Genomic DNA, 24,912 nt, shown 5'->3' with positions numbered 1-24,912 from the left:
ACCATGATTCAGGAGCCGATCAGCTGGCCGTTGCTTGCTGTGCCTGATGCCAACGGACAGTTGCATTATCCAACGCTCGACGAGAGTGTGCGCCAATCGATCCAGATCATTTTGCGTACACGCCCTGGTGAACGCCTGCAACGTCAAGAATTTGGGGGCGGCCTGCAAGTCTTTTTGCACCAGCCGAATACACTCACGACGCATCGGCGCATTCACGATACGATTGTGCAAGCGCTCGAGCGTTGGGAGACACGGATCAAGGTGGAGCGGGTAGAGATCAAAGAGGTACCCGAGCGCCCGACCTGGATCAGGGTCGAGGTGATGTACCGCCTCCGACGGACGGGCGTGATCCGTCAGTTGGGGCTATCGATGGAATTGGGAGGCTAGAGTACCATGCCGATCATTCCTCCAACGCTTGATGATCGCAGTTACGACGACCTGGTGCGCGAACTGCTCAACCGGGTACCGGCGCATACCCGTGAGTGGGCCGATGTGCGGCCTGGCGATCCGGGGCGAACGCTGATCGAGCTCTTTGCCTTTCTGGCCGACTCGATTCTCTACCGGGCCAATCTGATCCCCGAGCGGCAGCGCCTGGTCTTTCTCAAGTTGCTCGGCATGCAGATGCGGCCCGCCCTGCCGGCCCGTACGCTGGTGACGCTGGCACTTGACGATCCGATGCAGACAAGCGCGACGATCCTGCGGCCACTGGCGAAGGTGAGCGGCCCCGTCGCCTTCGAGACGACCAGCGAAGTGACAGTGCTGCCGGTGACCGCCGAGGCCTATGCGCGACGCCCGCTGAGCGAGAACGAGCAAGCCACGTATCGCGAGATCGTCCACAATCTGGGCGTACTCTATCTGGGTTCTGGCGACGCAAGTCGGGCGCGGGGCTATGTGACGATGCCGGTCTTTGCGGGTGGCGCAGCCAATCCCGAGGGCTTTGATCTGATCAATGAGACGATTGATCAGGCGTTGTGGCTGGCGCTGCTGGCCCCCGAAGCCGAGGAGCCCGCATTGCAACCGGCCCACAACGAAGCAGTGCGGAAGACGCTTGGCACCAGTGTCGGCGGTAGCCAGCAACTGTTGAGCATCGGGTTGCTGCCGGCGATCAGTGTGCCGACCTGGAATGATGAGCAGATCGGGCCACGCGCTGCGCTGCCCCATCTCTGGGAGATTACCGGCCTGGATGCGCGTGGTCAGGTGACCTATACGCAACTTGATCAGATTGTTGATACGACGGCAGGTCTGACGCAACGAGGCGTCGAGCGCCTGGTCTTGCCAGGGCCACAATTTATTGGTGCCCCTGGCAACGATGTGCGCCAGCACCTCAATGCGGGCACCGGCGCGATGCCGCCGCGCCTCGACGATCCGGCAAAGGCGGCGCGGCTCGTTGCGTGGCTACGCCTGCGGCCCACCCGCCGCCTCGAAAGCCTGCGCCTGAGCTGGGTCGGGATCAACGCGGTCGAGGTTGATCAGCGACAGACGATCACCGGGCGTATTATCGGCACAAGCAACGGCAGCAGCGACCAGCAAATGGCGCTGCCTGGCACGAGTGTCGAGCCAGCGTCGCTGGCCTTGCAGGTAGAAGAAGATGGCCTCGGGTATGTCCTGTGGGAACGTGGCGAGACGAGCCTGGCCGGGCGCGACAGCCGTGTCTACACGCTCGATGCCGAGGCCGGGACAATCACGTTTGGCAATGGAGTACGGGGCCGTGTGCCGGCCCCCGGTCGGCGGGTGCGGGTCGCGCAGATGCGGGCCGGTGGTGGAATTGCGGGAAACCTGCCGCCCGGGTCTCTGACCGATCTTGACGCCTTTGAACTTGATGGCCGCCGGGCAACAGGAGTCGTGGTGGCGCAACCCCTGGCCGCCGAAGGCGGTCTCGATGCCGAAACGCTGGCCGAGGCCGAGGTGCGGATTCCGCAGGTCTTGCGCCATCGCGAGCGGGCGGTGACGGCCCAGGATTACCGCACGATCGCCGCCGAGACGCCAGGGGTGCAGGTGGCGCGGGTCGAGTTGTTGCCACGGTTCAAGCCGCACCAGATGCGCGAAGATGTGCCGGGCATTGTCTCGGTCATGGTGCTGCCGTTCCGTCCGCCGCCCGGCCCACCGAATCCGCGGCCTGACCGACCCTTTCTCGAAACCGTCTATGCGCACCTTGAAGCACGGCGGCCCCTTGGCACCGAATTGTATGTCATTGGCGTTGACTACGTACCGCTCGGGTTGAGTGTTGGCGTCGAGATCGCCGATGGCTACGACCGCGAAGCGACGCTGCGCAGTGTGCGTCTGGCGCTGCGCGAGTTTTTGTGGCCATTGATGGGCGGCGGGCCGCAGCGCACCGGCTGGCCGCTCGGCAAAACCGTCGAAGACCGCGAGCTCGAACTGGTCGCCGCCCGCGTGCCCGGTGTGCAGAGTCTGCTCGGCAACCGGTTGAATATCTTTGTGCGCAATGCAACGGGCGACGATTGGGTAAAACAAGAGCGCAGCACAGCGAACACCCTCATCAATATCCCGCTGGCCAAGTGGCAATTACCCGAACTTCTCTCGGTGGTCGCCGTCGCCGACGACGAACCACCGAACGATCTACGGGGCGTACCGAATCCCTTCCTGAGCGACGGAGGGATGGTGCCGATCCCGCTTGTCCCGGAGGTATGCACCTAACTATGGATGCGAACGGTCTGAAATTCTGGATGCTTGCGGATGCCCATGACTGGGTGCTGGCGGGGGAACAACCAGCGCTGCGCTATGATCGCGAGCGACGTGCGCTGCGGCTCGCCAGCCAGGCGGCAACCTTACCGCCGGTTGCGCCCGCTGGCACCGAAGCCGAGGCGACCGCCCGCCTCGAGCTCGTTCCGCAAGCTCGCGATGCGTTTGGCACACGGGCGATCTGGGACGCCGCAACTGGGCGCATCATGGCAACCGGTGCGCTCGCTGGGCAGGTGCCAATCTGGACAGCCCCGAGCGCCGCTGAAGCGCCGACGGATCTCTGTGTCGGCACCGACGGGGTGCTCTATGTTGCGGTGAACGGCGGCGTGACGCTGGTCGATCTGCGCGATCGGTGGGACGCGGTGAGCCTGAGCATGCCGGGGTTTGCGGCGTGGCGACTGGCGGCGGCGCCAGATGGCGGGGTGTGGGTGCTTGACCGTGACCAGCCACAGCTTGCGCGGGTCACAGGGCTGCCATTGCGGAGGCGGGTTCAGGTTGAGTATGACCCGGATACGCCGCGCCCCTGCGAAGAGAACGCGAACCAGCCCCGGCTACAACCCTATCCGCACGCCACCTTCGCGGCGACCGCAAGACCCGTTGGCCTTGCGTGCAGCCCTGATGGGCAAGTCGCCGTGCTCTGCTGGCAAACCGACGGCGCACCTGCCATTGTGCGTTATCTTGACGCACGCGGGGGATGGTATGAGCCGTGCCTGTTGCAAGGCGTGACGCATCCCTTCAGCCTTGCCTGGGTCGCACGGGATCGCCTGGCCCTGCTCGTTGCGCACCTCGACAACGAAGCCCCGGTCTACCCGGCAAGCCCTGGCGCGGCCCGGGTGATGCCAGTCGGTGACTACTACCCCTTGCGGCCTGATCGCTTTGGGGGTGAACCATTCATGCATGGCCTGACGCTGCCGCCGCACTATGCAACCAGCGACGAAGAGGGCAGCCTCCCGCTGCACTACCTTTCGCTGCCCAGTTTCCCGAGCGAAGGCGAAGCGCGCAACCAGACGAGCCTTGACAGCGGCAGCGCGCGCACCGTCTGGCACCGGCTCTACCTCGAAGCCAACCTGCCCGACGCATGCGGCGTGCGCGTTTTGCTGGCCGCCGAGGATACAGGCGCAGCCCCGACCGACGAGTTGGAATGGCACGAGCACCAGTTTGGGCCGATCTTCAACATTGCTGGCGAACAGAATATCCCACTCGCCGCGTGGGTACCGCACCCCAGCGAAATTCCGCACCATCCAGGCCTGCTCACCTGCGACCGTAGCCCTGGCAAAGCGGGCCTCTTTACCGCACTGATCCAGCGCCCACAGCGCAAAGTGAAGACCCTGCGCGGGCGCTATCTCCACGTCCGGATCGTGCTCAACGGTGATCGCCGCACCACCCCGGAAGTCTGGGCCCTTCGCATCTATGCCAGTCGCTTCAGTTATGTCGAAAACTATCTGCCCGAACTCTACCGCGAGACCGTCTTTGGGCCTGAGGCTGATGCGTATCTGGTCGACGGCGAGCGCAGCACCCCGGCGGATTTCCTGGAACGGTTTGTCGGCAATTTCGAGGGCGTGCTGACCATGCTCGAAGACCGGGTCGCCGCAGCACACGTGCTGACCACCCCCGCGACGATCCCGCCCGAAGCGTTGGAATGGCTGGCAAGCTGGATCGGCCTCGCGCTCGACTCGGCCTATCCCGAAGAGCGCCACCGGCGCTTGCTCGCGGCGGCCCCGACGCTCTACCGACAGCGCGGCACGCTGGCCGGGCTCACGCTCGCGCTCGACATTGCGACGGGCGACGGCGTCCGCGATGGCCGCATCATCGTCATTGAAAACTGGCGCTTCCGTCGGGTTGTCGCCACCATCCTGGGGGCCAACCTTGCCGACGAAACGAACCCCCTGCTGGCCGGGATGGTGGTCAGCGGCAACAGCTATGTTGGCGACACCCTTGTGCTCGGCGACGAAGACAAAAAGGAATTTTTAGCCCTCTTTGCCGCCGATCTCGACGTCACCGCAGCCGAGGCCGACGTCATCGCCGCGCTCTTCGACCGCCTGGCCTATCGCGTTACGATCCTGGTTCACAACGACGTGCAACCGCAAGAGCAGGGGTTGATCCAGCGCATCGCCGCGCTGGAAACTCCCGCCCATATCATCACCGACGTACAGACCGCCACTGGATCACTCATGGTCGCCTTGCGTTCCCTGATTGGCATCGACACCTACCTGAGTCCGAAACGTCCACCGGGGCCGCTCCGCCTCGGCACAAGCCAGATTGGCGTACGGGATCTGCTCCAAACAACGCCCTCCCTTGATCCGCGCCTCGATCAGCGTATATGAAGTGTTTGCGTTGGGACACCATGCCAGCGTAGCTGGCATGGTGTCCCAACGCAAACACAGGATCCAGCGAAGCGACAAATGACAGGGCGCAGCCCTGAAGGAACAAAGATATGAGCAGATACCCAGATCCGCTGGCGCAGGCCAGACGCACCACCGACCGGCTCTTCTATGCGACCGGCGTGCTCTTGGATGCCCAGGATTTTCTTGATGAGCAGACCTACCATCGAGGGCGGCAGGCCCGGGCGCTCCATTTTTTGCATGGATCGGGTACCGCTGCCGGCCTGCGCGTCGTCTACGAGGCTGAAGTGCCTGCCGCTGAGGGTACCCCCGGTCGCGAAGAGCGACTGCTGGTGCATCCGGGGGTGGCAATCGATCGACTGGGGCGCTTGATCGAGGTGCCGAGTACGGTATGTCTGCGGGTACAACGCTGGTTTGATGCCAACGCCGCTGACCTGCCGGTACTGGTGGCCGATACAAGCAGCGACGGTACGGACCGCCCCGCCCGGGTCGAAGTTGACCTCTATCTGCGCTATGTCGCGTGTGAACAGGGCAAAACCCCAGCGCTGGCCGCCGGGCCGTATGACGCACTCAATGCGGTGCAACCTTCGCGGCTACGTGACTACTACGACATTGATCTGATTGTCCGCGACCGCGCCGATGCGCCGCTGCCCTTTGATCACTGGGCCAGCGCCGTTGAGGGCGTTGACCCGGCGGATCGCCCGGCGGCCCTGCGCGAGGCGATCTACATGGCGTGGGACGTGGCCGCCCGCGTTTCGTCACAGGATGAACTGAACCGCTTGCCCGAATATGTCTTTGGGCAAGATCCCACCGGCGTTTTTCTCGCTCGCGTGACCATTCCGGCCACCGCCGGCCCACCGGCGACCCGCGCACCCGGCGATGTCACCCTGAGTGAGACCGGGCGGCTCTTTGCCTATACGACCGCAGCCCTGCTGGCATGGTTGGCGCAATAAAGAGGAGAGAGGTTATGTTTGATCTCAACCTGGAGGCTGGTCGTCGCTTGATGCGGCTGCGCATCAACCGCGATGAGGCTGACCGCCTGACCCGCGATGGCATCCTGGTCGTTGACGACCGCCGCCGTCGCCCGCAGTGGTTCGACGGGCGCTTTCTGGCTGCCCGCGATCTGACGAATGAACAAAACTATGTGCTCACACGGCAGGCCGATCTCGGCAAGGCCGGCGGGGTCGGCGTCGTGCGCGGGTTAGAGGTCGTCGCGGACCGGCGCGGCTTGCACATCCAGCCAGGCTTTGGCCTCACCTCGCTCGGCGAAATGGTCATTCTTCCGCGTGAACTGACCCTGCAAGTGCAGAACATCCCGCAGATCGAGCGGCTCAACCGTACCTTCGGGCTGTCACGGGTGCCCGTCGTGCCGCCACGCACGCTGACCGGTCTCTTTATCGTGGCGCTGCGGGCGGTCGAGTATACGGCGAATCCCATTGTCTCCTACCCAACTGCGGTTGAAGGCGAACGCAGCGTCGAGGATGGCGACATCATTGAGGCGACGGCGGTGACGCTGATCCCCTTCAGCGATGGTGCCACAAGCAACGAGCTTGACCAGCGCCGCGCCGAGGTCGCCTACGCGATCTTTGTTGAACACGCCGAGCGCGAATTGCCGGTCGGTACGCTCCCGCTGGCAATGGTTGCGCTCAATCGCGGTACCGTCGAGTGGATCGACCCCTTCCTGGTGCGCCGCGAGATCGGGGCTGAACATGCCGATGTGATCGGGCTCGGGCCAATGCTCGGCTTTGCAACCCGCGCCACCCGCGAGGCGCATCTGTTGCAATACGATCTGCATCTCACCAGCGTGCTCGAGCGCCAGGGCGGGCGTCCCTTCAGTGCCACCGACTATTTCCGGGTCTTGCCACCCGCTGGCCGCCTTCCTCGCTCGGCGGTGAATCCCAATGATTTCACCCAGACCTACTTTCCGCCTGGGATCGAGGTCGATCTTTCGGTGGTGCCCGTTGATGAATTGAATATCCTGCTCGAAGAGAGTCTGGTGCTGCCGCCGCTTGATTTGACGCTCACCGCCGATCAACTCGAAAGCACCAGTGTGCAGATCATTATTCCACTCGCCCGTAGCGAGCTACGCCAGCGCATCAATCAACTCGAAAGCACCACCCGCCTGTTGCGCCCCGCCGCACCGGGCCTCGTCGCAGCACGCAAACCGCTCGAAGCCCTACGCACGCTGCGCCTGCCGCAACGCCTGCCTCCGCCGATCCTTGATCCGGCGAGTCTCGCCGATCGCGCATGGCAAGAGGTTTTGCAACGCACCGAGGAGCTCTGGTTTGTCCGGCGGCGCAACTTTCATTACAAAGCCGAACTTGTCGGCACGATCATTCCGCTTCCGGTCGAACCGCCGGTGGACGGCGGCGAAGGCGGTGGTGACGAGGTACCCGATCGCACCCTGATCAGCGAGAACCGCCTGCTTGACGCGCTTGGCGAACGCGATCTGCCCAATTTCTATTTTCGTCGTTTTGCCGCGCTCCGCTCGGCTGCCCGCGAAAACAACACCTGGGAGAGCGTTGTCACGCTGCTTGACAATGCACGCTGGCGCAATGAACCGTTCCTGCTCGCCGGTAGCATTCACGAGATGAGCCTTGTCGAGGGGGTGCCGCGCACCGGCTTGCGCAGTGTGGCCCGTCGGTATCAAAGCGCTGGTCAAGGCTACGCCACCCTCCGTCGGCAGGATGGTGATGTGCTGAACCGGTTTCACCCCGAATTGATCGCGACCCTGCCACGCTTTCTGCTTGTCCCAGAAATCGATCAGTTGATCACCCAGTTCAACAACCAGAACGAGTTGACAACCATCAATGACCTCTTGCACAAAATCGGGCAGGCGCTGCGCGAAGGCGATCTGTCGCCTGAAGAGGTCTTCAAGGCCTTGGTTGAGCAGTTAGAAGCGGCAGGGATCAGGGTCTCACAGACTGACCCGGCTGAGATTCCCTTCTTCCCGCGCCGTGGGGAATAATTGTTGCGCTGGCAGCGAGGGCGAGGCGCCCTCGCTGCCAGCGCAACATGGTACGCCAGAGATGTGCCGTTTGCGCCAGGTAAGCGGAAAAGGAAGACTATGAGAATTCTCAAGAGCATACGCAATGCGCAGCGCGACGAGCACTTGCTCGCCGTTGATCCCGAGCTACGTCCGGATCTCGTCAGCGCTTGGCGTCGTCGGCTCAATTTTTTTACCGGGCGTTCGCTGAGTCACCGGGCGCTCGAGGCTGAACAGACGATCCGCGAGGCGCATCTTGCGCTACGTGGTCAGGTTGTCTCGTCCGGGGTCGTCGAGGGTCTCGAGATCGGCCTTGAACGCGGCGAAGGCGGCACCTTTCTCCATCTCAACTCGGGCACCGGGCTGACGCCCGATGGCAACGATGTGACCGTGCCCCAGCCGTTGCGCGTGCCGATCCACGCACCACAGGTCTACGTGCCGCCCGAGACGGGCCTGGGCAGCGGCCATACGCAGCGCTCGCTCGCCGCGCTGATCGCCAGCACCGACGCTGATCCGTTGCCACGCGCCTGCATTCTGCTGCTATCGCCGGTGACCATCCCGTTGAGCGCAGCGACCGACAGCACTGATCCGTGCGCGCTTGATGAGCAAGACGAGGCTTTTGCCGATTGGCAGTGGATCGATGGGCTTGCCCTGACTTTTTATAGCTGGCCGTTGCATGCGCTCAATCTGCCTGCCTTTGATGCCAACCAGTGGCAGAATCATCTGGCCCACGCCATCTTTGAGGCCGAAGCGTCGCTCGCGCCGGATGAACTCATGCCCTGGGAGCACCTTGGTGTTCCGGTGGGTCTGGTCGGCTTTGACGCGAGTTGGAACGCGCTCTTTGTTGATCGCTATGCCGTCGTGCGGGCGGGAGGCAAGCCGCGCCGCCGTACGCCGCTGCTACCAGGGCGCGGCAATCCGTTTTTGTGGCAGGCGCGGATGCAGCATTTCAGCGCCTATATGGCCGAGTTGAGTCTGGAGCGTATGCCAATTGAGCAGATCGCCGCCCGCGTACGCTCCATGCCTCCGGCAGGGATTCTACCCGCCGGTGCGCTGGAGCCGCGCCTGCTTGCCGACGACGGCACGACCCGCGCCCAGAACCATTTCTTTCCCCCCGGCTATGTGGTCGAGGCGCTGCCGGTGGTGCTCGAACAGCTCGATGTGGTGCTCGAAGCGAGCGCCTCACTCGACCCATTTGATCTGCGCGTTCCCGATCGGGTGCGCGTCGCCGTGCCGGTACCCCAGGTCTGGTACGAACCCGATTTGTTGCGCGTCGAAGTGGTTGACGGCGAATTTCAAACAACGCTCGCTGCATTTGAGCTACGGCGCAATCGCTGGTTGGGAAGGCGTGTCCAGGTTCACCAGATCACCAGTGCGCTCGTCAAAGCGATCACCGGCGAGGCCCTTGTCTATCCTGACCCCGACCCCGATGCGGTCGGCGAAGAGACGGTGCTCACCGGGGACGACCTGCTCGACGCGGGCGATCCGGCACTCGCCGAGCCCGAGGCGGCGTATGGTACAACACAACTCGATGGTGCGCCGGTCGTCACGGTGCGTCAAGAGTTACGCGCCTGGCTGGCTGAACAGGCCTTGCTGCGCGAACCCGAAATGGCCCAGTTTGACCAGATGGGGCTCAGCAATTTCATCGTCTTTCTGCAGGAACGCGTCAAGCAAGCCGACGACCGCATCGATCTCGGCTTTGTCCAGGCGCAGACCAATATGTACCGCCTGCGCCAATTGCTGATGGGCAATGTTGGCGCAACACGCCTCGCAACCTCGACCGCCCTCCCCGAGATTGCCCGGAGCGACTCGGCGCTTGTTGCCAACGAGGAGATACGCCGCTACCTGGGGAGTGTCGTCCAGCCTGATACGATCAAACGAACCCAGGGCACGCCAATCACCGGCGACGCGCCGACACCGGGCGATCGCGGGGGCCGTGGCCTCGTGGCCGGTGCAACCATCCGTTCCACAACAACACCGGGCATGCCACCTGCCGGCTTCAGTGGCGCGACACCCCGCAACCTCTTTCTCTCCGCCGAAGTCAGTCGGCTCACGGCTGGCCTGGCCGGGCGAAGCATCCCCGACGCAACGGTTGCAGCCGGGCTCGCTGCTGGGCGCCGTGACCTCAGCGGGGGGCGCGGTGAACTGGCCCTCGACCTCGACAGCGTCCGCGGCCAAGCTGCCACCGCCAGCGGGGGCAAGCTCTTTGCGACACCGTCGCTCGTACCGCCCCAAGAAGCAATCATTGGCCAGGCGCATCTGGTGGGCAAAGGCTACGATTTTCGCACGATGACCGTTGCCGAGCGCCTGCGCGCGCCCGAGGCAAACGAGGCCAAAGAGGCGACGATTGCGGCCAAGTTCGATGTGGCGAGCGGCTTGCACAAACTGCTCGACATGGGCCTCAACCTCGATGAGATCAGCGTCCCCGGCGTCGCCGTCTACCAGGATGGCCGTCCCGTCTTCGAAGAAGTTGGCGATGGGCGCACCCGGCTCCGCCGCGAGTCGCGCTCGCTGCGCGACCTCGCCGCGAACAATTTCCTCGATCTGCTACGCGACCCCGATCCCGCCGACGCCGACGAAGCCGAGTTCTTCTCGCTCGCGGTGCAGCAGACCGAACACACCATCGCGGTGTTGCGCCTGGTCGAAGGGCGCATCCGCGCCTACCGAGCGGTGATTAACCGATGCGAGCAAACCCTCAAGGCCATCACCGATCTCGCTGCCCAGGCCGATCGTCGGCTCAAGCTGATCGGTGACGAGCTCGCCGAAGCGCGGCACGATGTCGCTGTAGCGACCGCATTGCTAGCGGAAGAGACCGCCCGCATCGCCGCGATCAACGACCGGCGCACCCAGATCATCGCCGAGCACGTCGATTTTCTTGCCTACTACCGACCACGCCTCAGCGACAATCGCAAAGATGTCCCGGTACGCGTTGTCGACAATGGCCTGGTCGCGGCACCCGTTCCGGCCTGCCTTGCCCGGCGCGCCTATGTTGCCCCCGAGCTCCGCGAGATGATCGCTCTCTTGCGTGAAGCCCCGCTCAAATGGCTCAACGATCTGCGCCCACTCTTGCAACGGCTCGACCGGGTCGAAACAATGGTCGAAACAATCCTGACGGCGCGCAACCGGGCGCAAGTCTTCCAACCGGCGCAATATGCGATCCAGCCGGCCTTCCAGAGTCAAAACCTGCTTGCCAGCGGGCTCAGTCGGGTCTATACCGCACAGCAACAGATCGTGGCCGAGCAACGCAAGACGACCGCCCGCCTCGACCTGAACCATGCGACCATCGGCAAAAGCTGGCAGCATACGCGAGTCACCGCCGAAGCGCATGTTACGCTGAATGATCTGCTCAATGCCAGGCATAGCCGCAGCGACATTGCTGATCAGGCCACCACAACGCTCAACCAGATTATGCACGTCGCCGCCTGTCTCTACAATGGCTTTGCGACGGTCTTGCCCGCGCTGCGCTTGACCTGGGCCGAACGCCTGAGCCAATACGACGAGCCGGTGAACCTGCGCAATCTTGCGTCACTGCCGCGCTGGGGCGAGATCGACCGGCTCGAACGGCGTGAATTGCAGACGATGGTTGACTGGCTCTTCCTGCGCGTTGATGAGCGGGTTCCCGAGGCGACCAGTTTCATCAATGATCTTGTGCGCGTCTGCCTTTTGCTAGCGAGCCACGCCCCCGTCAATGAACTGGTGTCGGCCTCCATTGAAGAAGCCACCACAGCCAGCGAAGGGAGCCGCGTCCGGCTGAAGATCGATCCGGCGAAGGTGCATGTCGGCATGATCGCCTTGCTCTACCAGGGCAATACCGTGGTTGCCCAGGCGCTCGTTGATGACCTCGCCGGCAGCGTGGCGTCAGTGCAGGTCATCAAAACGATGCAGCCCACAGTGCAACTCGAGGTCAATGCGCGAGTGCAACTCGCCGAGCCGGCAACGCTTGCGTTGAGTCATAGAAAACGGTAGCCTATGTCACGTCTGGTCCATCGAGTTCGTCTTCATGCGCCGGCGGCCCATCTAGTGCAGCGGGGCGCGTTCCTGCTTGAAGATGCCCTGCGTACCGCGTCACTGCCAGGGGCCGGGCCAGGGCTTCTGCTGCTTGTGCGCTATCTGCATGTGGGCACGATCAACCCCGCCCGCAATCCCGTCGCGCTCGCGATGGCCCTCGAAGCACGGATGCGCCTATTGCGCGCAACGGCGGTGCATGCGGCGACGGCAGGGGCACCGGCGGCCCAGGCGGTCTATTTTCACGACGAAGCCGAGGCGTACACGCTGCTGGCCCTGCGCCTCGTGGCGCGTCAGCCAATCAGCGCCTGGTTCTGGCGGCTCGTCGTCCCGCCCCTCGACCCACGTGCGCCGTTGCGTTCATTGCTCTACGCGATCCCTGCAACCAGTGTCGGCACCGCAATGCTGCTGCGCGTACTCACTGAACTCGCGGCCCGCGAGGCGCTTGAACCATTGCTGGCGACCCTGACGCCCACTGATGGCGCACGGCTGCTGGCGCTGCGTCATTGGTCTGCCCCAGTAGCAGCGCCAGCCTTGCCCCCCAATGACGCAGCACAGATGCAAGGATTAGCAGGGCCACCAGCAATGCCAACCGCACTGCTCGCCTCGGCGTGGCGCACACCCCTGGCACGCTGGATCAAGCGGTGGGGCAGCGGTGATCCACGCTCGCACTGGCTCGCCACAAGCGCCCTGGTGGCCACCCACCCGCCCCGCGTGCTTGATCCGACTTTGCCCATACGGGCGGCTTTACTCACCAGCATGATGACCATCGCACCAACGGCACAGCCGTCGCCAGTTGGCTTCACCCCAGAACCAGACCAAGACCCGCACCCGGCTCAGGCCGCGCACACCGCGACGTATCCAGCCGAGGCAACCACAGATGAACTGCCGCCGTCTGGCGGTGCGACCTTTTCGGCCCTCGGTGCGCCGGTCGAGCGCTCGTCGCAGCTCAAGCCAGGGCCGCAGGGCAATCAGGCCGCGCTACCCCAGCCTTCACCGCCGCTCGCAAATCACCCTAGCAAATCAATACCCACTTGGAAGCTACCAGTCACCCAACTTGGCGGGCTCTTCTTCTTGCTCCCCGTGCTCGAGCGACTCGACATACGAGCCTTTCTTGCGGCCCAGCCCCACTGGATCGAGGCCGACCTGGGTTGGGCGCTGTTGCGCGAGGTCGCGCTGCACCTCGGCCTCACCGAACAAGACCCGTTGCACCACCTTCTCGGCGAAGCGATGCCCGACGATCCCGCGCTCACCTTCGTTGCACCCGCTACCTGGCACAACGGCCCGGCGGTGCTACCATCCGCCACAATCCATCGCGTCGAGCAACAGCCAGGGCTGCGTGTGATCATTGATCGCACCGGACGCCTGCTGCTCGCACGGTGGTCACACCAGCGACCGGCGGGCCTGCACGAGTTGCATGCAGCAACGGATCTACGGCGCGGTGCACCCCTGGCGAACCTGCCCTCACCGCTGCACGCCTGGATCACCGCCGCCCGTCGCTGGTTACGGCGCAGCCCGGCCCACATCGGCCTCCGCGATCTCATCAACCGTCCTGCCCTGGTCAGCGCCACCACAACCCATCTCGACCTCACCTTCGACCACAGCCAAACCGATCTACGCCTGCGGCGTCTCGGCCTCGACTTCAATCCTGGCTGGGTGCCATGGTTAGGGAAAGTCGTCTCATTTCATTATGCCAACGTGGAGGAACTGCGTTATGCTCTTTGAACATATCCTCAAAACCTTTGCGCCTCTGCGCCTCTGCGTCAAAAAATCAGGCTCCCTCAAAACCTTTGCGCCTTTGCGTCTTTGCGTCAAAAATCAGGCTTCGTCAGAAAATCGGGCTTCGTCAGAAAGTATGTCGGCTAAACAATGACTCAAGCACCAACAACCCAACAAGCACAAAACGGGCTGCGTGAAGAACTGCCCCCTGTCACGTTGCGCACCTACGCCCTAGCGGGCATTGCGTCGCGCATGCTTGGTGCGCTCGAAGCGCAGCCGGATCGCCCTGAACACGCCTTGTTGCTGCACGCCTATCACCTCGTCGATCCGCACCGCGAAGGCTGGGGCGAGCGACTGGTCGCGTATTTCCAGGCCTCGGCGCGGGTCGACTGGCCTCTCTTGCGCCTGGCAAAGACCATGGCTTTGTCGGATGCCGAGATCCTGGCGATCACGCTGGCCGCGGCGGTCGAAGACGATATGATGATTGGCCGCACGATCGCGTATGTGCAGGCACCCATCGGTGGCAGTCGTCCTACGATGAGCCTGCTGGCGACCCTGCACTCCGATCCTGAGCATGCACCAATCCCGAGCCTTGTCACCGGGCCAGCGATGCGCAGCGGTCTGCTCGTGATGGGCGACGAGCATCTGCCCCTGCCCGAGCGCCCGGTGCGTGTGCCACTCGCCATCTGTCTGGCGCTGCACGACCGTGATGCTGACCTATCCGGGGCAACGCTTGAGCCTGGCCCGCAGATCAAACTGCCCGCAGCGATCGAGGAGCAAGCCCACCGCCAGGCGCTCGCGCTCAGTCAGGCCACCAGGGGCGGCCTGCTGATTCGCACCGGCTCACTCGCCGAGGGCAAAGCCGTCGCCGTTGCCGTGGCCCAGGCCTTGCAACGGCGCCCCGTCTACCTCGACCCGACGCAGACGCTGCCGGGCCTCGTGCCCTGGCTGCTCCTCCGTCAACTCCTGCCCGTCTTTCCGCTCGAACTCGCCCCCGGCGAACAGCGCACCCTCCCGGCGCTGCCAGGGTATACCGGCCCAGTGCTGGCGATCAGCGGGCCAGATGGCTCGGTGGAGCGTGCCGGCGCAACGCTCTACAGCTGGACGCTCCCGGTACCCGAGCGGCGCGACCGTGAAGCCTTGTGGCTCGGCGTCACCGGCGATGCCGAACTCGCCGCCGACCTGGCACGCCACCATCGCCACAGCAGCGGGCGCATCGCACACCTGGGGCAAGTCGCGCAACACGAGGCGCAGTTGCACGGACGCGCCAGGCTCACCGCCACCGACCTGCGCGCCGCCGCCTGGGCCAGCGAAGGCGGCGGCCTCGAAGGGCTGGCGCAACCGTTGCCCCAACCAATCCTCGATGAAGCCCTGACCCTTGATGCCACGCTCCGCCGCGAGCTCGAAGCGCTTGTGCAGCGCTGCCTCGTACGCGACGAACTCGTGACCGACCTTGGCCTGGCCGCGACGTCGCGCTATCAACCGGGTGTGCGCGCCCTCTTTGTTGGCCCATCGGGGACAGGCAAAACCCTGGCGGCTGGGTGGCTCGCCACCCATCTGGGCCTACCGCTCTACCGCGTCGATCTCGCCTCGGTCACCAGCAAATATATCGGCGAAACCGAAAAAAACCTGGCGCAACTGCTCGCCCGCGCCGAACAGAGCGAAGTTGTCCTGCTCTTCGACGAAGCCGACTCGCTCTTTGGCAAACGCACCGACGTGCAGCAGGCCAACGACCGCTTTGCCAACGCCCAGACCAACTATCTGCTGCAACGCATCGAGTCATACGACGGCATCACGCTGCTAACCAGCAATAGCCGTGGCCGCTTCGACCCCGCCTTCTCGCGGCGGCTCGACATGATCATTGACTTCCCGATGCCCGAACCCGAAGAACGCCGCGATCTCTGGCTGAATCATCTTGGCACTGGTCACACCCTGACCGGTCAGCAGATCAACACCTTGGCTGCCCTGGTCGACATGGCGGGCGGCCACATCCGCAACGTCGTGCTCGCCGGGGCTACCCGCGCCCGCGCGAACGATCGTCTCATCACCTTTGACGACATTCTCGACGGACTCACGCGTGAATACAAGAAACTCGGCCAACAGATGCCCATTGAACTGGTATCCGTATGAAAACAGCCCCACCTGAGCACAAAAGCAAACCCGCCACTGAACCGCACCAGCCTCTGGCGCAACCTGAAGCCGAGCGCGAAGCCGGGCTGGGTGTCGGCATGCCCTTCTTTCTCGCGAGCGCCGCCCCACCCCCGGTGCAGCCAAAGCTGCGCCTGAATCGGCCAGGCGACCGCTATGAACAAGAAGCCGACCGGGTTGCCGCTCAGGTAATGCGCATGCCTCTGGCCCCTGCCGACACCGTGCAGCGAGCTTGTAGCTGTGGCGGAACCTGTGCCCATTGCCAGGGAGGCGACGAAGCGCCGCTGATCCAGCGGGAATTGGCAGGCTCCACCTCGGCGCCCCCATCCGCAGGCACCGTCTTGCCCTCAACCAACGGACAGCCCATTGACGCCCCGACGCGCCAGAGCTTCGAGGCGCGCTTTGGGCACGACTTCAGCGGCGTACGCATCCACACCGGTTCCCAGGCAAGCGACAAAGCCGCATCGATCCAGGCGCGGGCCTTCACCACCGGCAACAACATCGTCTTTGGCGCCGGCGCATATGCCCCCGGCACCCAGACCGGCCAGACGCTCCTGGCACACGAACTAGCGCACGTGGTGCAGCAGCGGCAAGGGCGAGCCCTGGGCATCCAGCGTGAGGTGGTGGGCGACATTCGCACAATGAGCATCAACGAAACCTGGGCGCAAGCGCTCACCGATGACGAACTGCAAGACCAGATCACAATCGTGCAGCAACAACTTCAAACAGAATCGCCCGAGACACCCGAATTTGAAGCCGCACGCAGCAACCTCGCCGTCCTGGAACAAGTGCATACCGAGCGTACACTGCAACAAGCAGGCATGGCTGGCACGTTGCTCGAAAGCAACATTCCACGGCCACCCGGTCTGCCTCTTGACGGCGCCTACATGCTCTTGCCATTCGATGATCTGCCGCCAGACATTGTCGCCCAGCTTCCCGAAGGCGAAATCGTCCCGATGCCAGCACCGCAGGTTGTGCCATCATTCGACGAACCAATGTTTTCCGCGCCAATTGTTGCGATGGGCGAAATGGTAGGCCAAGCCGCCGTTGGCGCAGAAGGAGCCCTGATCAGCTCCTCAATGGCCCAGCCAGGCGGATTGCTCGGCCAATATTCACCCTTCGCCCGCCCACCCACCGCCGCCGAATCAGCGATGATCCGGGCTGGCCGTGCGTTCCACTACACGCCCGCCCAGAATGCCCCCCTCATCTCGCGCGGCGGCGGCACGATTATGCTCCGCCCCTCCACCGGCGTCTATCGCAACCTGCTGACCCCCTTCTTCGAGCCGAGCAGCTATGCCTTTGCGGGGCAACCCAATGCCGCCCAGCAAACCGCTAACCTTGCCGGGCGAGGTGCCCTGGGGCAGCAGGCGCTGGTCGTGATCGAAGGTGCCGACTTGCCACCTGGCACGCTCTACCGCCCCCTTGACCGCACGATTGTGATGCCCCGTGGCTATCAAGGGCCGGGCGCGGTCATTGAGCCGGGTGGACAAATGCCGCTATCGCTGCGCAATCCGGGCAGCGGAGGCGGTGCAGCCGCCGTCGAAGGCACTGCCGCCCAGAATCTGACCCGCTTTCGCGTCATGCGCTTTGCCGGGCGTGCGTTCATTGTCGTAGGTGTGGTCGCAACTGGCTACGAAATTGCCACAGCCCCCCCCGAGACCCGTACCCGCACCGCGATCGGCGCAACCAGCGGTTTTGTCGGTGGTCTGGCCTTTGGTGCTGCTGCTGGTCTTGCCTGTGGCCCAGGGGCACCGGTCTGTTCCGTTCTTCTTGGCATAGGCTTTGGCATCGCCGGCGGCATTGCGACACGCAGCGCCGCCGAAGGCATCTATGATGCCGCAACCAGGTGACACCAATTGGAATTGAGCAACCCCCATAGGTCGTCCTGCCAAAGCGCATGAGAACGCCATGCATGGCAATCTAAAATCTGAAATCTGAAATCTGAAATCTGAAATGGTATGATAGCGATGGAAACAGCGACCCGAACAAAAACGACAACAAAAACAGGTACATCGGAGTCAACCAACGCTCCCCCCTCAACCGGCGGCACCTCTGCGGGCATGCCGCTCTTTCTCTCGCCCGCCCCGCAACAGCTTGTCCAGCGCGAGCCCGTTGCCACGGCACAGCCAGACACAGCGGCCCAGGCTCTAGCGCAGCGCCCCCAGGGTCCGCCAGTGATCTTTGGCCTCGATAATGAGAGCCGCCAGATCTATGCGAGCGTGACCGCGCCCGGTGCGCGCCTCGAAGAGATTGCTACCTATATCTATGGCACGCCCGAGCAAGCGCTGCGGCTCGGCGAAGAGAACGGCATCTTCTCCAGCGAGGTGTTGCAGCCAGGGCGCACGCTGCGCCTCGTTGAGGGCCGGATCACCACCGCAACCCAGCAAGCCATCAGCAAAGGCCTGGAGTCTGGTGCGATCATGCGTACCAACGGCATCCCCACCGAAGTCGAAGACGACGGCCTGGTCTACCAGTTCCCCATCGAAGGCCGTACCGTCGCCGTCACCGCAGGACAATTCAACGCAATGCTCAGCGGCTTGCGGCGCGTCACCTCCCGCGAGGCCGACCGCATCGCGAGCATGCTCCAGATCTATCTCGAAACGCGCAACGATCACGTCAACAACACCAATAGCGTCGTACGCGGCATCAGTGACTGGATGGGCGATGTCGACGTGCCGAGCCAGATGCGCTTCATCCTCCCCAAGGCCCGCGCCGAGGCGGTCAAGCAAGCGCTCGATGCACTCGAATTCACCGGCGATCCGCTTGCCAATGCGCAGCGCTTGCATCAGTTCCAACAACAGGTTGTTGAGTTGGGTCGTGAACTGGGCGAGGCCGAAGCCGCATGGCATCACTACATCAATGGCACCATCGGCGGGGCGGAAGTCACCGTTCGGCGGCTCGAGGTGGTACGCAATGTGTCGTTTGGCATGGTGGCCGGCATGGCCGGTGCGCTTGCCGCCCCCGCCGCCTTCGCTGCCCTGGGCACCGCCGGCATAACCGGCACCGGCGCAACGCTGCTCTCGCTTGGCGCAGCAACCGGCACCGGCGCAGTCGTGCGTGGCGGGCTCGAAGTTGCCCTGCCCGGCGCGCAGGCCGATCGCTCGGTCGGCGACCGTTTCGCCAGCGGGGCCTACGCTGGCTCGATCCAGGGCCTAACCGGCGGCATTGGCGCGTTCGCCGCCCCCGTCGTCAGCGCCGGTGTGACCGGGCAACTCGCAACGCGCCTTGGCCCCGGCTTTGTGCAAACCACCGGCGGACGCCTCGCCTCACAGGCAATCACCGGCGGCATCATTGGCGCTCCCTCTGGCGCTGGCGGGGCGGCCCTCGAAAACCTGCCTGCCTATCTGCGCGGCGACATCACCGGCGATCAATACAGCGCTGGCATCTCAGGCGGCTTTGTCTGGGGCGGCGCCCTAGGTGCCGGCTTTAGCGTCGTGCCAATGCACGGCCTCTACCGCTCAGGCAGACAACCCGTCACGCCATCCTGGATGCTTGCCGGCCCCTACTCACCCATCGCCCCAGTACGCGGGGCTGGATCAGGCTTCCACAACCTCCCCCGCGAACAACTACCTGCCTTCGCCGAAGATCCTGGGGTCGCCGGGTATGCCTGGACACGTCTACGCTCAGGGGGAACCGATCAATGGGTGCCTGTACGCACCTATGGCCCACAGCAACAGTTTGAACTCGCCTGGTACGGGCAACAAACAAATGCCAATCCCAATGCGAATTTCAACTTCTTATACGGCCCAGAAGGGGCAGCACCTGGCGCATTGCGACTCGTTGGCTCACGTTCAACCCAGCAATCGTCAGCCACAGGCTACGCAGGCATGGCCGCCAACGACCCCTTCCCCGGCGCACCACGCAGCACCCGCCGCGACTTCCCCATGTCCACCGACGATTTTGCCGTAACCATGCCCGACGGCAGCAATCGCCGCATGATCCGCGGGCACCAGGTCGATCATCGCGACACCACCCGGCGCACCATCGACATCGGCGACTCAAACCTCGACCCGCGCAACTTCACCCCCGAACCGCCCCAATGGGGCACCTTAAGTGGCCGCATGCGCCTGACCCAGCGCATGCTCAGCGAAAATCCAGGTGGCGGCACCCAATACCGCCAGGTCAACGTCTACCGTGACCAACCCCCGGTCACCGCCGACGGCACCCCCGTCCCCGAATACATCTACTTCATCGAAACCAACACCAACGGCACCCCAGTACGCGCCTGGGAAGTCCCCTTCAACGATCCCAACGCCTTCGCAGGCACCAACATGCACCAAGCCAACGCCATTGATGCCAGCTTCGGCATCCCCCTCAACCAAATCCCGCAACCACGCCAAATCCCCATCGACGCCATACCCCCCGGCATACTCGGCGCCATCACCAGCACCCAGACGGAACAATAAAGCGGCTTGCTGTGATGGGGCATGTGGGTTGACAGGGAGGGCGCAGCGGGGTGACACGGCGGGCGCGGCGGGGGGCCAACGCCAGCCATGTCATTCCAAACGTAGTGAGGAATCTTCACTGCGGCGCATGGAAGACCCCATCGCTGCTGCGCCCTCCCGTGGGCATGCAACGGTTCATGGTGACCGCCCACGCCATCGCTGCTGCGCCCTCCCGTGGGCCTGGGACAATCCTGGAAAGCGACGTAATGATATGGTAGAAGGGCTGTGATAGAGTAAGGAGAGCGCATCTTTTGCTTGACTCCGAAAGGTGGAGGCTATGCTTTCCAGAACTGTGCGTGTCGACTTGTTCATAAGAGCCGTGGTGGTAGCTGGCCTGTTTTGCTTATTACTGGCTCCCTTGCAGGTAACGGCCCAGGACGAAACCCGGCCTGAAGACGCGGTGACGACATCCACTACCGAGACGCTGCCATCCACCAGCACACCCGCACCCGAGATAATCCCCCTCTTGCCGACCCTTCAAGCCATGCAGACAGCCCAGGCCGTTCTAGTGACGAGGGTGCAGGCGACGCCGCCCTCTGATCAGTCGCTTACTCTGCTACCCGAGTCCCTGACCATTGATGCAACCAGACCAACAACCGAGACACGGCTGGTGCTGGTACGGGCAAGCAGCACCATTACCAATCTACAGGCTATCATCCTCGATCTGCCTCGCCCGGACAACCATCGCGTGCTCGGACACCAGCAGATCACATTGCACCAAGGCCTACCTCCCACCCTGACCGCAGGAAGTCTGATCACCATCCCTATCACTCTTGATCTCACCAGCATCGAAAGCGGCGAATATACCGGCAAGATCCACTTCATCTATGCCAATGGCGAAACCTTTCTCCCTCTCACCATTCGCGTCAAAGATGGTGCCGCCTGGCCACTGATCGTGCTCACCCTCGCAGTGGTCATCGGCCTCACAGTGACCCAGTACCGCAGTGGCGCCTTCCGGCTCGACGAAGTCGGCGCACGGTTAGATCGCCTCCATCACGAAATCCGCGAGCGGAGCATGCGCGAGGGCCTTGAACTCTTGAAAGAGAATCGGGCGCTTGCAGCTCAGGTTGCGATGGCCCAACAACAACTGGACAATCACAAGCCTGATGAGGCTGAACAAGCCATCCAGGCAGCGTACAGACTTCTGGCCGACTATAACCAGGATAGCTGGACACGCTATGTCAACGAGAAGGAAAAACTAAACCTGCGCCTTCCACCTGGTCGTACCGAGCAGAACGACTATCTCGCAAGCGTCACAGAAATACCTGATTCAGCACGCCAGGAACCAGCGCAACGGATGACGCTCGAGCGGGCGACCCAGGCAATCCGTGACTACATCGCCGTCGAAGCGAGCATCGCCGAGGCCCAGGAGATCGCACAGACGCAGCCAGAGGCTCAAACCCTGGTTAAAGCTATGCAACATGAGCAAGCGAGCTTAAAGCAGATCGACCCGTTGCGCCAACCCGATGAAGCAAGGCGCACAGTAGAAGCAATTGCGGCAACCAAGCAGAAGCTCGCACAACAAACCCCTCGTCAGCAAAGCAACGCCCAAGCCAACAAAGCAGCGCAGGCGAGACTCCAAGGCCCAGTGGCGGCAACCGAGACAGCTACATACACCGCATATCTCACAAACCTCTTGCAAAGTGAGGTAACGGCGCCAACACCTGACAGCAAATCATCCCAAGCCTCACGCTGGCGCATGTTCTGGGCAAAGGCAAACGAGGATCTGGCAACGTGGCTCGAAGGACTGCGCTGGAAGTTGCTAGGCCCACACATGCGGCTCGTCACCTTCAAAGTCATCGTCACCGCCACCGTGCTCATCCTGCTGAGTCTGACCGGCTTCGTGCAGCTCTACACCAACAACCCAACCTTTGGCAGCAACGCCGTCGTTGACTACCTCGCCCTCGTCGTATGGGGCCTCGGCGCCGAAGCAGCGCGCTCGGCCATCGGGGTCGTGGGAAGCTGGAACACACCGGTACGGCAGCGGTAGGGTGATGCATAACTTCCTGGGCGCGAGGGCGTCCCGCCCTCGAAGGCATTTCGAGGGCGGGACGCCCTCGCTCCCAGGCTGGCCTGCTACCGTACGTGTTCACATGTGGCGTAACAGGCAAGCCTGGGAGCATCGCACCCATGCCGTGACGTTTCATCCACACTTTGCGTTCTTTGTGTTCTTTTGCGGCAATCACGCCGCCCGCAGCTACCACAAGCAGCACCAACCCCGCCGCCAGTCGCCCAACATCGCGTCCACACGGACTCGCCCCACAGGTTCGATCCTACGTCTCATGTACAGGTAGCGGCCCGTGGCGTCGGCCACGTTTGTCCTCTGGGGCGAGCCGGTGATGCTGACGTTGGGCGGAGCTACGTTCTTATCCTACCTGGGCAATCCTAGCCGCAACGGTGCTTTCGTATGCTACAATACCTCCAATCCAGGAGGCAGAGGTATGGCTGATACGCAACAACCCTATCGGATGGATCGTTCGGCGTTTACAATTACCTCACGAGCTGATGCGCCCGACGATACTCAGTTTTGGCTCACGAAATCTGCGCGTGAACGGCTTGCTGCTTTGGAATTTATGCGACAAACCATGTATGGTTACACTGCAACTACCACCCGACTTCAAAGAGTTCTTACAATTACTCAACGACAACGAGGTTGAGTATCTGCTGGTGGGTGGCTATGCTGTAGCCTATTACGGTTACCCACGCGCAACTGGCGATATTGACTTCTGGCTTGCGGTTGATCCAAACAATGCTGCCCGTATGGTTGCCGTGCTTGATGCGTTTGGGTTCGGGAGCAGCGGTACAACTCCTGACGTATTCCTGCAGGATGACAACATCGTGCAAATGGGCGTGCCACCAATGCGTATTGACCTGTTTACAACCTTGTCAGGCGTGACGTTTGCCGACTGTTTTGCACGACGAGTCCAAGACGTGATTGATGGCATAGCCGTGAACATCATCAGCTTGGAAGACTTGAAAGCAAACAAGCAAGCAAGTGGCCGCTTAAAAGACTTGAATGATTTGAGCCAGTTGCCATAGAACAACTTCTCTCTCTTGTTTCGCTCTAGCCCAACACCGTGTTGCACCACGACACGCTCTGCCGTGCCATGTTTGCAACTCGGCGCGACATGCTACTTGTTCCGCTTTAGCATGGTCGTACCTGCTCTTGCGTGCGGGTGAACGCTAATCGTTGGGCGGCTGTAACGCGATCAGTCCCCAGCGATCCCGATGCGCCCAAGCCGGACAGAAGGACGCCCTGCCGATCGGCAATCATCGACACACAGCGCGAGAAAACCGTCGATCCAGAACGCTCATACCGATACCGACCCGAGCGTGGATCGGTTGATCGTTGGGAGGCCGGAAAGAGATACTGCCAGCCGAGTTCGCGTGCTGCATTGGGCAACTTGCGCTCAAGTGCAAAGGGCAACTCGACTTCACCAAAGCCTTCGCGCAGATCGCGTTGATGGATGCTCTGGACGTGAGCGATGTGCGTTCGCAAGGCTGCATGGAGTTGATCCGGCAGCAACGTCGCGCGATCTTTGGCTCCTTTGCCTTGGCGCACGATCAACTGGCGCTGAGCGAAGTCCAGATCTTTGACACGTAAACGGAGACACTCAAGTAAGCGTAGCCCGCTGCCATACAGGAGGCTTGCCATCAGGTGGTGCGTACCAGACAGTGCCGCAAGCACCGCCCGCGCCTCCTCGCGACTCAGCACAGTAGGCAGATACGTGGGGCGTTTCGCATAGGTGATCGTCAGATCTTCGCGCAACGGTTGCAGCAGCACCTCGCGATAGAGAAAGAGCAGCGCACTCAGGGCCTGGTTCTGGGTCGAAGCCGCGACCTCACGTTCCACGGCAAGATGGGTAAGAAACGCGCTCACTTCAGTGGCTCCAAGCTCACGGGGATGGCGCGTCCCATGAAAGAGGATGAAGCGACGAATCCATCCAACATAGGCTTCTTCAGTCCGCAGCGCATAGTGTTTGCGACGCAATGCAGCCCGCACCTGATCAAGGAGTTTGGGGGGATGGGGTGATTCGGACATGCCCATTGACTTTCAGTATTCAAGAAGTTGTCATGATCTCTACCGTCTGAATGGCATAAAAGATACGGCAGAAATATCAGGAGAACGCTTAGACGTAGCGTACGCAGACGTGACCGAGATGACATCATCGCCGCATAGCGCGGATATGATAGAAATAGATGGCAATAGCGCTGTGTAGTACAGGAATGGCGGGTCATAGGTTGTACGATCGCCGCGTAGCACGGATCATTGGGGTATAGGTGGTAACATTGCCGCGTAGCATGGATCATTGGGGTGTAGGTGGTAATACCGCAACGTAGCGCGAGGACAGCGGGTATAGGTTGCATGATCGCCGTGTGGCATGTACAATCGGGGTGTAGGTGGCACTATCGCCGCGTAGTAGAGGAATAGCGGCTCATAGGTCGCAAAAGCGCCGTGGAGCACGTATCATTGGGGTGTAGGTGGCAAGATCGCCGTCTAATTCATGTTGAACGAAGCGCTTCGCGCAGGGGCTGATGGCGACGTAATCGTCTTTTCCTGCTTGCT

At 62.7% G+C, this 24,912-nt stretch carries 14 protein-coding genes; 13 read left to right on the top strand and 1 reads right to left on the bottom strand.

Annotated elements, in window-relative coordinates:
• Positions 1 to 3 precede the first annotated feature (3 nt).
• The 13 genes from A9Q02_RS15690 to A9Q02_RS15635 all read left to right on the top strand — a co-directional run bounded on the left by A9Q02_RS15690 (position 4) and on the right by A9Q02_RS15635 (position 23,384).
• On the top strand, positions 4 to 387 hold the full coding sequence (locus tag A9Q02_RS15690) for a GPW/gp25 family protein (protein WP_097654032.1): 384 nt from the start codon (positions 4 to 6) through the stop codon (positions 385 to 387).
• Between the two features lie 6 nt (positions 388 to 393).
• Complete coding sequence (locus tag A9Q02_RS15685) at positions 394 to 2,655, top strand: putative baseplate assembly protein (RefSeq protein WP_097654031.1); 2,262 nt, start codon at positions 394 to 396, stop codon at positions 2,653 to 2,655.
• Positions 2,656 to 2,657: 2 nt separating this feature from the next.
• Complete coding sequence (locus A9Q02_RS15680) at positions 2,658 to 5,024, top strand: phage tail protein (protein WP_172451031.1); 2,367 nt, start codon at positions 2,658 to 2,660, stop codon at positions 5,022 to 5,024.
• A 110-nt stretch (positions 5,025 to 5,134) separates the two neighbouring features.
• Positions 5,135 to 5,995, top strand: coding sequence for a hypothetical protein (locus tag A9Q02_RS15675; protein ID WP_097654029.1), 861 nt, complete (start codon positions 5,135 to 5,137; stop codon positions 5,993 to 5,995).
• A gap of 14 nt (positions 5,996 to 6,009) precedes the next feature.
• On the top strand, positions 6,010 to 8,010 hold the full coding sequence (locus A9Q02_RS15670; protein ID WP_097654028.1) for a hypothetical protein: 2,001 nt from the start codon (positions 6,010 to 6,012) through the stop codon (positions 8,008 to 8,010).
• Positions 8,011 to 8,109: 99 nt separating this feature from the next.
• Positions 8,110 to 11,994 carry a hypothetical protein gene (locus tag A9Q02_RS15665; protein WP_097654027.1) on the top strand — a complete coding sequence of 1,295 codons (3,885 nt, stop codon included), beginning with the start codon at positions 8,110 to 8,112 and terminating at the stop codon, positions 11,992 to 11,994.
• Positions 11,995 to 11,997: 3 nt separating this feature from the next.
• Positions 11,998 to 13,758 (top strand): hypothetical protein, encoded by a 1,761-nt coding sequence (locus tag A9Q02_RS15660; RefSeq protein ID WP_097654026.1) that lies wholly within the window; start codon positions 11,998 to 12,000, stop codon positions 13,756 to 13,758.
• A complete protein-coding gene (locus tag A9Q02_RS24305; RefSeq protein WP_172451029.1) occupies positions 13,748 to 13,906 on the top strand; it encodes a hypothetical protein in 159 nt (52 codons plus the stop codon). Before A9Q02_RS15660 ends, A9Q02_RS24305 begins: the two co-directional genes overlap by 11 nt.
• Positions 13,903 to 15,882: an ATP-binding protein gene (locus A9Q02_RS15655; RefSeq protein WP_097654025.1), complete on the top strand. Its 1,980-nt coding sequence runs from the start codon at positions 13,903 to 13,905 to the stop codon at positions 15,880 to 15,882. The genes A9Q02_RS24305 and A9Q02_RS15655 overlap by 4 nt, the downstream gene beginning before the upstream one ends.
• The gene (locus A9Q02_RS24680) at positions 15,879 to 17,750 is read left to right on the top strand and encodes an eCIS core domain-containing protein (protein ID WP_216361534.1); all 1,872 of its coding nucleotides are present in this window, start codon (positions 15,879 to 15,881) and stop codon (positions 17,748 to 17,750) included. The genes A9Q02_RS15655 and A9Q02_RS24680 overlap by 4 nt, the downstream gene beginning before the upstream one ends.
• A gap of 117 nt (positions 17,751 to 17,867) precedes the next feature.
• The gene (locus tag A9Q02_RS15645) at positions 17,868 to 20,306 is read left to right on the top strand and encodes a hypothetical protein (RefSeq protein ID WP_097654024.1); all 2,439 of its coding nucleotides are present in this window, start codon (positions 17,868 to 17,870) and stop codon (positions 20,304 to 20,306) included.
• Positions 20,307 to 20,622: 316 nt separating this feature from the next.
• Positions 20,623 to 22,335: a hypothetical protein gene (locus A9Q02_RS15640; RefSeq protein ID WP_141508957.1), complete on the top strand. Its 1,713-nt coding sequence runs from the start codon at positions 20,623 to 20,625 to the stop codon at positions 22,333 to 22,335.
• A 599-nt stretch (positions 22,336 to 22,934) separates the two neighbouring features.
• Complete coding sequence (locus A9Q02_RS15635) at positions 22,935 to 23,384, top strand: nucleotidyltransferase (protein ID WP_097654043.1); 450 nt, start codon at positions 22,935 to 22,937, stop codon at positions 23,382 to 23,384.
• Between the two features lie 106 nt (positions 23,385 to 23,490).
• Here the strand turns inward: A9Q02_RS15635 and A9Q02_RS15630 are convergent, their stop codons facing one another.
• The gene (locus A9Q02_RS15630; RefSeq protein WP_097654022.1) at positions 23,491 to 24,387 is read right to left on the bottom strand and encodes an integron integrase; all 897 of its coding nucleotides are present in this window, start codon (positions 24,385 to 24,387) and stop codon (positions 23,491 to 23,493) included.
• Positions 24,388 to 24,912 lie beyond the last annotated feature (525 nt).

Source organism: Candidatus Chloroploca asiatica (assembly GCF_002532075.1).
GTDB classification, from domain to species: domain Bacteria; phylum Chloroflexota; class Chloroflexia; order Chloroflexales; family Chloroflexaceae; genus Chloroploca; species Chloroploca asiatica.
This window is presented reverse-complemented; position numbering and strand designations above follow the sequence as displayed.